This window comes from Stenotrophomonas sp. 05N423 (assembly GCF_056397145.1).
Map to the genome: position 1 here is coordinate 294,499 of NZ_JBFTMV010000001.1, position 14,072 is coordinate 308,570.

General features: G+C 67.5%; 10 protein-coding genes. 8 read left to right on the forward strand and 2 right to left on the reverse strand.

The features are described from left to right. Positions 1-165: 165 nt before the first annotated feature. The 5 genes from AC1DGW_RS01295 to cyoD all read left to right on the forward strand — a co-directional run bounded on the left by AC1DGW_RS01295 (position 166) and on the right by cyoD (position 7,366). Complete coding sequence (locus AC1DGW_RS01295; protein ID WP_478018855.1) at positions 166-3,072, forward strand: autotransporter domain-containing protein; 2,907 nt, start codon at positions 166-168, stop codon at positions 3,070-3,072. A gap of 283 nt (positions 3,073-3,355) precedes the next feature. Further along, a complete protein-coding gene (cyoA, locus tag AC1DGW_RS01300) occupies positions 3,356-4,387 on the forward strand; it encodes a ubiquinol oxidase subunit II (RefSeq protein ID WP_478018856.1) in 1,032 nt (343 codons plus the stop codon). Positions 4,388-4,389: 2 nt separating this feature from the next. After that, positions 4,390-6,390, forward strand: coding sequence for a cytochrome o ubiquinol oxidase subunit I (cyoB, locus tag AC1DGW_RS01305; RefSeq protein ID WP_478018857.1), 2,001 nt, complete (start codon positions 4,390-4,392; stop codon positions 6,388-6,390). Beyond that, positions 6,387-7,025, forward strand: coding sequence for a cytochrome o ubiquinol oxidase subunit III (gene cyoC / locus AC1DGW_RS01310; RefSeq protein ID WP_478018858.1), 639 nt, complete (start codon positions 6,387-6,389; stop codon positions 7,023-7,025). Before cyoB ends, cyoC begins: the two co-directional genes overlap by 4 nt. Further along, on the forward strand, positions 7,025-7,366 hold the full coding sequence (gene cyoD, locus AC1DGW_RS01315) for a cytochrome o ubiquinol oxidase subunit IV (RefSeq protein ID WP_478018859.1): 342 nt from the start codon (positions 7,025-7,027) through the stop codon (positions 7,364-7,366). The genes cyoC and cyoD overlap by 1 nt, the downstream gene beginning before the upstream one ends. Before the next feature lie 305 nt (positions 7,367-7,671). On the opposite strand, the gene AC1DGW_RS01320 is transcribed toward cyoD, so the two are convergent. Beyond that, positions 7,672-9,729 (reverse strand): putative bifunctional diguanylate cyclase/phosphodiesterase, encoded by a 2,058-nt coding sequence (locus tag AC1DGW_RS01320; RefSeq protein ID WP_478018860.1) that lies wholly within the window; start codon positions 9,727-9,729, stop codon positions 7,672-7,674. A gap of 139 nt (positions 9,730-9,868) precedes the next feature. Here AC1DGW_RS01320 and radA point away from each other — a divergent pair, with 139 nt between their 5' ends. Continuing rightward, the gene (gene radA, locus AC1DGW_RS01325; RefSeq protein WP_478018861.1) at positions 9,869-11,245 is read left to right on the forward strand and encodes a DNA repair protein RadA; all 1,377 of its coding nucleotides are present in this window, start codon (positions 9,869-9,871) and stop codon (positions 11,243-11,245) included. A gap of 38 nt (positions 11,246-11,283) precedes the next feature. Then, a complete protein-coding gene (locus AC1DGW_RS01330) occupies positions 11,284-11,745 on the forward strand; it encodes a YqhG/Tai3 family protein (RefSeq protein WP_478018862.1) in 462 nt (153 codons plus the stop codon). A gap of 31 nt (positions 11,746-11,776) precedes the next feature. On the opposite strand, the gene AC1DGW_RS01335 is transcribed toward AC1DGW_RS01330, so the two are convergent. After that, the gene (locus AC1DGW_RS01335; RefSeq protein WP_478018864.1) at positions 11,777-12,571 is read right to left on the reverse strand and encodes a cytochrome C assembly family protein; all 795 of its coding nucleotides are present in this window, start codon (positions 12,569-12,571) and stop codon (positions 11,777-11,779) included. Between the two features lie 120 nt (positions 12,572-12,691). On the opposite strand from AC1DGW_RS01335, the gene ffh reads away from it, so the two are divergent. Beyond that, positions 12,692-14,071: a signal recognition particle protein gene (ffh, locus tag AC1DGW_RS01340; RefSeq protein ID WP_478018865.1), complete on the forward strand. Its 1,380-nt coding sequence runs from the start codon at positions 12,692-12,694 to the stop codon at positions 14,069-14,071. Position 14,072: the final 1 nt, after the last annotated feature.

The following is a 14,072-nucleotide window of genomic DNA, read 5'->3' on the forward strand; positions in this document are numbered from 1 at the left end:
CGCCGGCGGGAAGCACCCGGAGGGAGTGTCGATGCTTCGATGAATCCATTCATCCCCGTGTGGCGGATGGACTGGGGGAGATGGGCGCCCCTGCGCGTTCTGCTGTGGTCCCGCAGGCGCGGGATGGGCGGGGATCCCGCCGCAACCATGGAGAGAGAAGTGCGAATGAAACGATCGGTATTGAGTATGGCGCTGTCCGGACTATTGGCCACCGCCGCCTTCGGCATGGCCGCAGACGCGAACGCGATGACGGTCCACGTCAACGGCGACCGCATCTTCCTGAGCGGCGACGTCACCCTGGCGGACATCGTGGCGCTGCCAGCGATGCTGGCCAAGGCCGAGGCCGAAGGCAGGCCGTTCCGCGAAGTGGTGCTGCGCACCTCCAACGGCGGCGCGCTGATCAGCGGCGAATGGCTGCAGGCGGTGATCCGTACCGCTGGCCTGAACACCATCGTTTCCGGCCACTGCATCTCCTCCTGCTCGATCATGCAGTCCGGCGGCGTCGAGCGTTACATGGCCGGCGACCTGCCGACCGAGGCCGACTCGGTGCAGATCCATGCCGCCAGTTCCGGCGGCCGCGTGACCTACGGGCCGTCGCCGCGCATGTTCGGCATCTACACCGGCAACTACGGTGGCGGGATGGACGAGGAGCTGCTGTACAAGGCGCTGTTCCAGGTCACCCAGCCCAATGGCCTGCTGGTCTTCACCGACCCGTCGCGTACCAGCGGCGATTCGGTCAGCTTCGATCCGGACGGTACCGGCCGCAAGAGCCAGACCTTCCCGGGCCAGGACATGTTCAACAACAACATCATGACCTCGGCCGGCTACAACAACCCGGGCGATACCCTGCGGGTGACGTCCAACGTGACCGGCGACATCAACCCCGGCTACCTGCGTACCGGCAGGCTGCTGCAAGCGCTGGTGGACGACGATTTCGCGCGCTGGAACGACGACGACTACGACACCACCTACATCAACCTCGCCGTCACCATCTACAACCTGGCGCAGAACGGCCCCAACGGCATCGGCCAGTTCTCGATCCAGGACTACCTGGGCGACCCGGGGATCCAGGCGCTGCTGCGCTCCAAGCTGCGCCTGGACGAGCTGGATGTTTCGGCCCTGGCCAATTCCGCCGGCATCATCAGCATCGGCAACGGCGCGGTCTGGCGGACCGCGGCGACCACCGGCGCCGACCTGATGCGCGTGGACAGCGGTGCCATCGCACTGGAAGGCGGCGCCCTGCGCACCACCGAGCTGCGCGTCCAGCGTGACGGCGCCCTGATCGGCCATGGCGACATCGGTTCGGCGACGATGGACTCCGACGCCCTGCTCGACGCCACCGGCCCCTCGTGGCGCGAGGACGGTTTCAGCCGCGTGGTCATCAATGGCCTGCTGATGCCGCGCGGTGGCGATCTCACCACCCATGGCTACGTCAACATCCAGCCGGGCTCGCTGGTCGCCTTCGACGTGACCGAGGCCGGCGGCGCGGCGGCCGGCCGCCTGCGCATCGGCGATTTCTACGATGGCGGCATGAACGAGGGCGCGCTGGTCGTGGCCCCGGGCGCGCAGCTGGCGCTGAATGTCGCCGAAGGCTTCTACGGCGCCGACTACACGCGCGAACTGATCGACGGGCCGATCTACATGGCCGGTGCCTACCAGGGCTTCCAGCAGGTCGCGCGCCTGGGCGATGCCGGCTACAGCGCCAGCATCGCCGAGGGCGAGGTGTTCCGTCCGCGCAACAACTCCCTGCTCAGCTTCAACGTGCACCAGACCGCAGATGGTCTGTGGCTGACCGCCAATACCGGCTTCGAGCAGACCGGGCTGTTCGCCAACGCGCAGTCCGGCGATGGCCTGGGCCGAGCGCTGGCCGCTGCCGCCAATGGCGGGCGCTCCGGCATGAAGCCGCTGCTGGGCGCGCTTCAGTTCGCCGATCGCGACGTGATCCGGCAGCAGGCCGGTGCGCTGCGCGGTGACGCGCACGCCACGCTGCAGCTGGCCGACGCCGCGCTGGTCGGCGGCATCGGCAGCGTCATCCAGCACCACCAGTTCGACCTGCGCAGCACCGGCGGCGACGCCGATGGCCTGGCCGCACAGGCGGCGCAGGCGGCCTCCGCGCAGCCGGGCATGGGCAATGGCAGCCTGTTCAGCCAGTTGGCCATGCACCTGGTCGAGCCGGCTGCCAATGGCGAAGGCGAGGGCGGCGTGCAGGGCGGCGACAGCCGCCGCGGCGTCGGCATCTGGGGCCGTGGTTTCGGCAGCCAGGGGCGGATCAAGGCGCAGGGCAGCGTTGCCGGGATGAACCAGAACATCGGCGGCATCGTGGTCGGCGCCGACACCCGCGTGGCCGACGACAAGGTGGCGCTGGGCGTGAGCGTGGCCGCGGCCGACATGTCGGCCAAGGCGCGCGATGGCGTGGATTTCCATGGCGATGTCCGTGCGCTGGACATCGGCGGCTACCTGGACGCGGCCTATGCGAAGGGCTACGTGGCCGCTTCGGTGCGCTACACCGACCTGCGCCACGACACCCGCCGCGGCATCGCCGGCATCGAAGGGCTGGAAGCCCCGCTGCGCGCCAAGTACGACAGCAATGCGGTATCGGCACGGGTGGAGCACGGCTTCTCGTTCACCACCGCCGGTGGCGCGGTGGTGCAGCCGCTGTTGCCGGTGGTCGATTACACCCGCCTGTCCAATGCCCGCTTCGACGAAGGCCAGGGCGCCGGCGCCCTGGCCGGCCGCAGCGGCAGCCTGGAGAGCCTGCGCGTGGGCGCCGGCCTGCAGCTGTTCAAGACCTTCGATGGCCGCAACGGCGAGCGCATCACCCCGCATGCGCGGGTGCTGTGGCAGAAGGAACTGCGCGATACCCAGGCGCGCTTCACCTCGGCCTTCGCCGCGGCGCCGGACCTGACCTTCGGTGCGGCCAGCCAGACGCTCGGCGAGCAGCTGCTGTCGTGGAACCTGGGCGTCAGCAGCCGCGCCAGCGAACGCCTGTCGGTGATGCTCGACTACGTCGGCGAACGTCGTGACGGCCAGACCGTGAATGGTGTGATGCTGGGTCTGGGCTACCGCTTCTGATCCATGGAAAGTCCTCCCGGTGGCCGGCGCCGGCCATCGGGAGGCACCGCTGAACACCGCGATGCGCGCAGGTGCGACAACATGTCGCATGCTGAACCGGGCTCCAGCTGCGCTGGATCATTGTCAATGCCTTTCTAAAGTGATGGGCGGAGCCTAGAATTGCCGGGCTGAATCCGGCAGTCCCGTATACGTTTTTCCCGATGGGCAATCCATCGGGTGGTCGTTTCGCGCAAGCGTGCAAGGGAGTGCCGGACCAGGCCCCCCCTCGCAATTGGATCGACCGATGATTCCGTTGAAATCACTTGGACGCAGCCTGCGTCCAGGCCTGCTGCTTGCCTTGTCCGCGCTGTTGGCGGGCTGCGACGCGGCCATCCTCAACCCCAAGGGCCAGATCGGCCACGACGAGAAGACCCTGCTGATCACCGCCACGGTGCTGATGCTGCTGGTCGTCGTTCCCGTGATCGTGATGACCCTGGCGTTCGCGTGGAAGTACCGCGCCTCCAACACCAAGGCCCGCTACGAGCCGAAGTGGTCGCACTCCACCGCCATCGAAGTGGTGGTGTGGTCGATCCCGTGCATGATCGTGCTGGTGCTGGCGGTGCTGACCTGGCGCTCGTCGCACGCGCTGGATCCCTATCGGCCGATCGAATCGGAGCACGCGCCGGTCGTGGTCGAGGCGATCTCGATGGACTGGAAGTGGCTGTTCGTCTACCCGGAAGAGAACGTGGCTGTGGTCAACGAGCTGACCTTCCCGGTCGATGCGCCGCTGAATCTGAAGATCACCTCCGACACGGTGATGAGCGCGTTCTTCATCCCGCGCCTAGGCAGCATGGTCTATTCGATGGCGGGCATGGAGACCAAGCTGCACCTGGTCGCCAACGAAGCCGGCGCGTTCGAGGGCATGGCGTCGCACTACAGCGGCGCCGGCTTCAACAAGATGCATTTCACCGCGCATGCGGTGAGCGAAGAACAGTACCGCGCCTGGCTGGACAAGGTCCGCGCCGGCGACAAGGTGCTGGACAAGGCCGCGTTCACGGACCTGGGCGCCGAGAAGAACCACGACTGGTATCCGGTGACCTACTACGGGCGCACCGAAGCCGGCCTGTTCGACTGGATCCTTGCCCGCCACATGGGCGAGAACCACCATTTCGGCATGAAGAAGCACGACCACGCGGCCGCGCCGCAGGATGCCGCCGCGCACGAAGGCCATGAAGGCCACGACGCCGGCGACAGCCAGCCGGATGCTGCCGGCGACGCCGGACACAACGCTGACGAGCACGCCGCCCATGCCGGGCATGGCGCCTCGGGAGAATGACAATGCTGGGCAAACTGACTATCGAAGCGGTCCCGTACCACGAGCCGATCATCATGATCACGCTCGGCGCGGCCGCGCTGATCGGCCTGCTGGTGCTGGGCCTGATCACCCGCGCCAGGCTGTGGGGCTACCTGTGGAATGAATGGTTCACTTCGGTGGACCACAAGAAGATCGGCGCGATGTACCTGATCGTCGCCTTTGTCATGATGCTGCGCGGCTTCGCCGACGCGATCATGATGCGCGTGCAGCAGGCCGTCGCCGCCGGCGGCGCCGAAGGCTACCTGCCACCCCATCACTACGACCAGATCTTCACCGCCCACGGCGTGATCATGATCTTCTTCGTGGCGATGCCGCTGATCACCGGCCTGATGAACCTGGTCGTGCCGCTGCAGATCGGTGCGCGCGACGTCGCCTTCCCGTTCCTGAACTCGCTCAGCTTCTGGCTGTTCGTGTCCGGCGCGGGCCTGGTGATGATCTCGCTGGGCGTGGGTGAGTTCGCGCAGACCGGCTGGCTGGCGTTCCCGCCCCTGTCGGGCAAGGAATACAGTCCCGGCGTCGGCGTGGATTACTACATCTGGGGCCTGCAGGTCTCCGGCCTGGGCACCACGCTGAGCGGCATCAACTTCTTCATCACCATCCTCAAGATGCGCACCCCGGGCATGAAGCTGATGAGCATGCCGGTGTTCAGCTGGACCGCGCTGGTGACCAACGTGCTGATCATCGCCGCCTTCCCGGTGCTGACCGTCACCCTGGTGCTGCTGACCCTGGACCGCTACCTGGGCATGCACTTCTTCACCAACGACGCTGGCGGCAACGCCATGCTGTACATCAACCTGATCTGGATCTGGGGCCACCCGGAGGTCTACATCCTGGTGCTGCCGGCGTTCGGCGTGTTCTCCGAGGTCATCGCCACCTTCTCGCGCAAGACCCTGTTCGGCTACAAGGGCATGGTGTACGCGACGGCCTGCATCGGCGTGCTGTCCTTCCTCGTGTGGCTGCACCACTTCTTCACCATGGGTTCGGGCGCCAACGTCAATGCCTTCTTCGGCATCACGACGATGATCATCTCGATCCCGACCGGCGTGAAGATCTTCAACTGGCTGTTCACGATGTACCGTGGCCGCGTGCACTTCACCTCGCCGGTGCTGTGGACGATCGGCTTCATGATCACCTTCGTCATCGGCGGCATGACCGGCGTGATGCTGGCGATCCCGGCCATCGACTTCGTGCTGCACAACTCGCTGTTCCTGATCGCGCACTTCCACAACGTCATCATCGGCGGCGTGGTGTTCGGCATGTTCGCCGGCATCACCTACTGGTTCCCGAAGATGTTCGGCTTCAGGCTGGACGAGACCTGGGGCAAGCGCGCGTTCTGGTGCTGGTTCATCGGCTTCTACGTGGCCTTCATGCCGCTGTACGTGCTCGGCTTCATGGGCGTCACCCGCCGCCTGCAGAGCTACCCCAACGCCGACTACCAGCCGTACTTCGTCGTGGCCATGATCGGCGCCTTCATCATCGGCGCGGGCATCCTGTGCCAGATCATCCAGATCATCGTGTCCATCCGCGACCGCAAGAAGAACGTGGACCTGACCGGCGATCCGTGGGACGCGCGCACGCTGGAGTGGGAAACCGCTTCGCCGGTGCAGTTCTACAACTTCGCCACCCTGCCCAAGGGCGAGGAACTGGACGACTTCTGGGAGCGCAAGCAGCGCGGTGAGGCCTGGCCGAAGCCAGTCAAGTACAGCGACATCCACATGCCGCGCAACACCGGCACCGGCGTGGTGATCGGCGCCTTCAGCCTGGTGTTCGGCTTCGCGATGATCTGGCACATCTGGTGGCTGGCGATCATCGGCCTGGTCGGCATGATCGGCACCTTCATCTACCGCACCTTCGACACGGACGTGGACTACTGGGTGCCGGCCGCCGAAGTGGAACGCATCGAAAACGAACACCGCCGCCACCTGGAAGCGCAGGGGCTGGTGAAGACCGAGGTGAAGGCATGAGCACGACCGCCCACGCGTTGAACCATGGCCACGCCGCGCACGCGGCGGAGCATGGCCACGACCACGAGCACCATCACGACGCCGGCGAGAGCACCGTCTTCGGCTTCTGGGTGTACCTGATGAGCGATCTGCTCATCTTCGCCACGCTGTTCGTCACCTACGTGGTGCTGTCCGGCGGCACCAATGGCGGCCCGGGTGCGAAGGAACTGTTCGACCTGAAGTTCGTGGCCGGCGAAACCGCGCTGCTGCTGGTGTCCTCGCTGACCTTCGGCCTGGGCATGATCGCCATGCACCAGAAGAAGGTCGGCCTGATGTTCGGCTGGCTGGCCGTCACCTGGCTGCTGGGCGCCGGCTTCATGGTCATGGAGATCTGGGAGTTCAACCACCTCGTGCACGAGGGCTTCGGCCCCGACCACAGCGCCTTCCTGTCGGCGTTCTTCGCCCTGGTCGGCACCCACGGCCTGCACGTGAGCGCCGGCCTGCTGTGGCTGCTGGTGATGTTCATCCAGCTCAAGCGCAACGGCCTGACCCAGACCAACAAGACCCGCATGGCGTGCCTGAGCCTGTTCTGGCACTTCCTGGATCTGGTCTGGATCGGCGTGTTCTCTGTCGTCTACCTGTCGGGAGCCCTCTGATGTCCGCCCATGACAACCACGCCCACGGTGCCGGCGGCGAGAGCCACGGCAGCGTCAAGTCCTACCTGATCGGCTTCGTGCTGGCGGCCATCCTGACCATCATCCCGTTCTGGGTGGTGATGAGCGGCGGCCTGTCCTCGACCTTCGCCACCGCGATGGTGATCCTGGTCGCCGGCCTGCTGCAGCTGCTGGTCCACCTGGTGTTCTTCCTGCACCTGGACCGCTCCTCGGCGGCCCGCTGGAATGTCAACGCCGGCCTGTTCACGGTGGTGGTGATCGGCATCATCGTCGCCGGCACGCTGTGGGTCATGTGGAACATGAACCACCACATGATGCACTGACGTCGATTGACGCCGTGACCGGAAAAAGCCGCCCTTCGGGGCGGCTTTTTTTTGGTGGACATCCGTGGTGGAGATGCTTCGCGCCATCGGCGGGCGATAGCGGAGGGACGCCACTTCCGGCGGAGTCTGGCCGTTGATGCCCGGCGGGGTGTTGCCCCCGTTCTACAGGTTGACGGGGCTTTCCCGGGAAGGCTTCAGCGGGGCATTGCCCCGCGCTGCGGGCAGTGATTGATTTCACCGGCGGTTGCCGCGTTGATGGAGCGGGGAGCGCTGGCGCGTGCCGCGGGAGGCACGCGCGCCCTTGTTCAACCTGCCTGGCGCAGGAATGCGTCCGGGTCCATCGGCTTGCCGAGGTGGTAACCCTGCAGGAGATCGCAGCCCAGCTGGTCGAGGAAGTCGCGCTGGGCCTCGGTTTCCACGCCTTCGGCCACGACCTGCAACTGCAGCGAGCGGCCGAGCGCGACGATCGAAGAGACGATGGCGGCGTCTTCGGTGTTGCTTTCCAGGTCGCGCACGAAGGCGCGGTCGATCTTCAGTTCCGAGGCCGGCATGCGCTTGAGGTAGAGCAGGCTGGAATAGCCGGTGCCGAAATCGTCGATGGCGATCTTCACGCCCATCGCGGTCAGCATGTTGAGCAGCTGCAGGCTGGCCTCGACATTCTTCATCGCCGTGGTCTCGGTGATTTCCAGCGTCAGGTGTGCCGGGTCGAGCGCGTGGCGCTGGAGCGTGTCGCGCACCGTGTCCACCAGCGAGGGGGAGGTGAACTGAAGTGGCGACAGGTTCACCGCCATCGTCCATTCGGGGTGGCCGGCGTCGTGCCAGGCGCGCAGCTGGGCGCAGGCGCGGTCCAGCACCCAGTCGCCGATTGGTAGGATCAGGCCGCTGCGCTCGGCGATGGGAATGAAGGTATCCGGGCCCAGCAGGCCGAGTTCGGGGTGCTGCCAGCGCAGCAGCGCCTCGGCGCCGATCACCGGCTGGCCGCTGGCCGGGAACTTGGGCTGGTAGTGCAGCAGCAGTTCGTCGCGGGCGATCGCGCGGCGCAGGTCCTGCAGCAGGCGCAGGCGGCGGCTGGCGCTGGCCTGCATCGCCGGGGTGAAGAAGGTGTAGCCGTTCCGGCCGGATTGCTTGGTGTGGTACATCGCCGCGTCGGCGTGCGCCATCAGCTCGCGTTCGCTGGTGGCGTCGTCCGGGTACAGGGCGATGCCAAGGCTGGCGCTGAGCTGCAGTTCGGCCGCATCGATCACGAATGGCTCGGCCACCGCGGCGGTGATGCGTTCGGCGACGACCACCGCGTCGTCGGTCGATTCCACGCCCAGCACCACGACGAACTCGTCGCCGCCCAGGCGGGCGAGGGTGTCCTGCGGGCGCAGCAGGTCGCGCACCCGCTCGGCCATGCGCATCAGCAGGCGGTCGCCGAACTGGTGGCCGTAGGCGTCGTTGACCAGCTTGAAGCCGTCCAGGTCGCAGAACATCACCGCCACCGAGGCGCCGCGGCGCTTGGCCTTCTCGATCGCCTGCTCGATCCGGTCCTGCAGCAGCATGCGGTTCGGCAGGCGGGTAAGCGGGTCGTGCAGCGCGGCCTCCACCAGTTCCTGGTTGGCGCGCGCCAGTGAGTCGGCCAGGCGGCCGGTGCGGCTGTGCAGGCGTTTGTCGAACAGCGAGGCGATCAGGGTGATGCCGATGATGCCAAGGGTGGTGACGATCACCAGCACTGCCAGCCAGCGGGCTTCCAGCCCGCCATCGACCACCGCGCCGCAGATGCTGCCGGGCGGGAAATTGGCGGCCGCCATGCCGGTGTAGTGCATGCCGACGATCGCCAGGCCCATCACCAGCGAGGCGGCCAGGCGCAGCAGCCGCGTGTAGCGGCCTTCGCGTTGCAGGCGCAGGGCGATCCACAGCGCCGCGCCGGAGGCGCCGACGGCGACCAGGATCGAGGCGGCGAACCAGAGCGGGTCGTAGTCGATGCCCGGCTGCATGCGCATCGCCGCCATGCCCAGGTAGTGCATGGTCGCGATGCCGCAGCCCATCAGCACGGCGCCGGCGAGCAGCCGCGGGAACGGCAGCCGCTGCCGCGATACCAGCCACAGGGCGTAGGCCGAAGCGCCGACCGAGGCGGCCAGCGAATACAGGGTGATGGCCAGGTCGTAACCGACCGGAATCGGCAGGTGGAAGGCCAGCATGGCGATGAAGTGCATCGACCAGATGCCCAGGCCCATCGCCAGGGCGCCGCCGGCCATCCAGCCATACAGGCTGCGCCCGGAGGCTGTCGCCAGGCGTCCGGCCATGTCCAGGGCCGTATACGAGGCGAGGATGGCGACCAACAGGGAAAAAACGACCAGGGTCGGGTTGTAGGTGCCAACCATGCGGGGGGACGTCCGACGTTTCGTGGGTGAAAGAGTGCATCAACTAGCGGCGGACGACTGTGCTTCTTTAGTCGGGAGGGTCGCATCGGCTGCGACGACCGGCGGGTATCCTGTGCGCGCATCCACCGAAGGAATCCCGATGGCGAAGAACCGCACCGCCTATGTCTGCAGCGAATGCGGCGCCGAGTACAGCAAGTGGCAGGGCCAGTGCACCGAATGCGGTGTCTGGAACGTGCTTGGCGAGGTCGTGCTGGAGAGCGCGGCGGCGGCGAAGGCGCCGGCCGCACGGCGCGGCGGCTGGGCCGGCAAGGTCGAGGCGCCGAAGATCACCGCGCTCAAGGACGTGCAGCAGAGCGAGCACGCGCGTGTGTCCACCGGCATCGGCGAGTTCGACCGGGTGCTGGGCGGCGGCCTGGTCGAGGGTGCGGTGGTACTGGTCGGCGGCGACCCGGGCATCGGCAAATCGACCCTGCTGCTGCAGGCGCTGGCGAGGATGGCCGGCACGCTGCCGGTGCTCTACGTCACCGGCGAGGAATCGCTGGCGCAGGTGGCCGGGCGCGCGGTGCGCCTGGACCTGCCGCTGGACGGCCTGGATGCGCTGGCCGAGACCGGCATCGAGCTGATCCTGCAGCATGCCGCCGCGGCGCGGCCGAAGCTGATCGTCGCCGACTCGGTGCAGACGCTGTGGACCGAGACCCTCACCGCTGCGCCGGGCTCGGTCAGCCAGGTGCGCGAGAGCGCGGCGCGGCTGGTGCGTTTCGCCAAGGAGACCGGCACCGCCGTGTTCCTGGTCGGCCACGTCACCAAGGAGGGCGGCATCGCCGGTCCACGCGTGCTCGAGCACATGGTCGATGCGGTGCTGTATTTCGAGGGCGAGAGCGGCAGCCGCTTCCGCGTGCTGCGCGCGTTCAAGAACCGCTTCGGCGCGGTCAACGAGCTGGGCGTGTTCGCGATGGGCGAGAAGGGCCTGAAGGAAGTGCCCAATCCCTCGGCGATCTTCCTGTCCGGCGGCAGCACGCGCCAGCCCGGCAGCTGCGTGATGGTTACCCGCGAGGGCACCCGGCCGCTGCTGGTGGAGGTGCAGGCGCTGGTCGATTCCTCGCCGCTGTCCAACCCGCGCCGGGTCGCGGTGGGGCTGGAGCAGAACCGGCTGGCGATGCTGCTGGCGGTGCTGCACCGCCACGGCGGGGTGATGGTCGGCGACCAGGACGTATTCATCAACGTGGTCGGTGGCATCCGCGTGCAGGAGACTGCGGTCGACCTGCCGGTGCTGCTGGCGGTGCTGTCCTCGCTGCGCGACCAGCCGCTGGCGGAGAAGACCATCGCCTTTGGCGAGGTCGGCCTGTCCGGCGAGATCCGCCCCGTACCCAATGGCGAGGAGCGCCTGCGCGAGGCGGCCACGCATGGCTTCAGGCGCGCCATCGTGCCCAAGGCCAACGCGCCCAAGGCCGGTTCGGTCAAGGGCATGGAGGTGATCGCGGTGGAGCGGCTGGCCGAGGCGATCGAGGCTGCCTGAGCCTTACACTCGCGATCCGCCGCCGAAGGAATGCATTGATGCGTATCGCATGGACCGGGATCGGAGTGTTGGGGCTGCTGCTGGCGCCGGCATCGCAGGCGGCGCCTGCCTGCGCGGACCCGCTGGCCGTGGCGCGCGCGTTTTTCGAGGCCAGCGCAGCCTCGCGCTTCCTCGATGCGCCAGATGCCCTGCTGAGCACGGATTTCGCCGGGGCGATGGCGGACGAACGCGACTGCCAGGAGCGCGGGCAGGGCATCTGCCGGCTGGACTACGACCCGTGGCTGGATGGCCAGGATGGGGAGATCGACGGCGAAGCCGCCTACCGGTGGCAGGCCGGGCCTCCGGCGGTCGGTACGGTGGAAGTGCGTTTCTCTGTATGGGGCGAGCCGCACCGGACGCGGCTGGCGATGCGCCGACAGGAGGGCTGCTGGCGGGTGGATGACCTGGTCACCCACCGCGGCGAATCCATGCGCGCGGTCCTGGCGCGGCCGCTTCCCTGAGGTATACGGCCCGCGGCCGCGATGGCCTGGGTCAGCGCGCGTGCCCGAACACCAGTTCGATCACGAACTGGCTGCCGAAGAAGGCCAGCAACAGCAGCACCATCGCGCTCAGCGTCCAGTGCACGGCCTTCACCCCGCGCCAGCCATGGCGGCGCCGGCCGATCATCAGTGTGCCGAACACCAGCCACGACAGCACGCTGAGCACGGTCTTGTGCACCAGCTTCTGTGCCAGCAGGTCGTCCACGAACAGCACGCCGGTGACCAGGGTCAGGGTCAGCAGGCAGAAGCCGACCGTGATGGTGCGGAACAGCAGCATTTCCAGGTCGGCCAAAGGCGGCAGTGCGCGCAGCCACGGGCGGAAGTCGCGCCGGCGCAGTGCGCGTTCCTGCAGCCACAGCATGATCGCCAGCAGCGCGGCGATGCTCAGCGTCGCGTAGGCCAGCAGGGCCAGCCAGGCGTGGGTGGCCAGTTGCCATCCCAGCATCCGGCTCGGCTCGTGCCCATAGCCGTGGTAGGCCAGCAGCAACAGCGCGGCCAACGGGAACACCAGCACGCCCAGCGCCGCCATGCGTCCGCGTGCGCCCACCAGGGTGGTGAGCAGGGCCATGCCCAGCGCCACCAGCGACAGTGCGGCGAAGAAATGCATGTCCGGCCCGCCGCTGGTGCGCATCGCCACCATCAGGTGGTAGCCGCCGTGCAGCGCCACCGCCGCGGATGCCGGCCACAGCCAGGTGCGCGACCCGGAGACGCGTTCGGCCGCCAGGCCTTGGACGAGCAGCCCGGTGGCCAGCAGGTAGAGCACGGTGGCGATGAGAACGATTGTCATCGGCACAGTTTCGCATACGGACCCGCCGCTGGCGATGCGCGCGGGAGGCAGGGCGGCGGCAAGCGCTGGCGGCCGCTATAATTTCGATCTCTTTGCCAACGTTCCCGCAGGTTGCACCGCATGTTCGAGTCCCTGACCCAGCGCCTTTCCGGCACCATCGAGCGCCTGCGTGGCCGTGGCCGCCTGACCGAGGAGAACATCCGCGAGGCGACCCGCGAGGTGCGCATCGCGCTGCTGGAGGCCGACGTCGCGCTGCCGGTGGTGCAGGCGCTGATCGAGAAGATCAAGGTGCGCGCGGTCGGCCAGGAGGTGCTCAAGTCGCTGACCCCGGGCCAGGCGCTGATCAAGGTGGTGCGCGACGAACTCACCGCGGTGATGGGCGCGCAGGCCAGCGACCTGAACCTCAACGTGCCGGCGCCGGCCATCATCCTGATGGCCGGCCTGCAGGGCGCCGGCAAGACCACCACGGTCGGCAAGCTGGCCAAGCACCTGAAGGAAAAGCGCAAGAAGAAGGTGATGGTGGTCAGCGCCGACGTCTACCGCCCGGCCGCGATCGAACAGTTGAAGACCCTGGCAGAGCAGGTCGGCGTGCTGTTCTTCCCGTCGGCGGCCGAGCAGAAGCCGGTGGACATCGTGCGTGCGGCCATCGACGACGCGCGCAGGTCGTTCGCCGACGTGCTGATCGTGGACACCGCCGGCCGCCTGGCCATCGACGAAGCGATGATGGCCGAGATCAAGGCCCTGCACGCGGCGGTCAACCCGGCCGAAACCCTGTTCGTGGTCGATTCGATGACCGGCCAGGACGCGGCCAACACCGCCAGGGCCTTCGGCGAGGCGCTGCCGCTGACCGGCGTGGTGCTGACCAAGACCGACGGCGACGCCCGCGGTGGCGCCGCGCTGAGCGTGCGCTACGTCACCGGCAAGCCGATCAAGTTCACCGGTACCGGCGAGAAGGTCGACGGCCTGGACGTGTTCCACCCCGAGCGCGTGGCCAGCCGCATCCTGGACATGGGCGACGTGCTGTCGCTGGTGGAGCAGGTCGAGCAGCAGGTCGACAAGGACAAGGCGCAGAAGCTGGCCGAGAAGGTCGCCAAGGGCAAGAAGTTCGACCTCAACGACATGCGCGACCAGCTCGAGCAGATGCAGAACATGGGCGGCATCGGCGGGCTGATGGACAAGCTGCCCGGCCTGGGACAGATCCCCGAGCACCTCAAGCAGCAGGTGCAGCAGAGCAGGGAAGTGCCGCGCATGATCGCCATCATCAATTCGATGACGAAGAAGGAGCGGCGCAACCCGGGCCTGCTCAACGGCTCGCGCCGCGCCCGCATCGCGCGCGGCTCCGGCACCCAGCCGGCCGACGTCAACAAGCTGATGAAGCAGTACATGCAGATGGAAAAGATGATGGGCAAGCTGTCCGGCGGTGGCATGAAGGGCATGATGCGCAACATGAAGGGCATGCTCGGCGCCATGGGGGGCAAGGGCGGCCTGCCGTTCCGTTGAG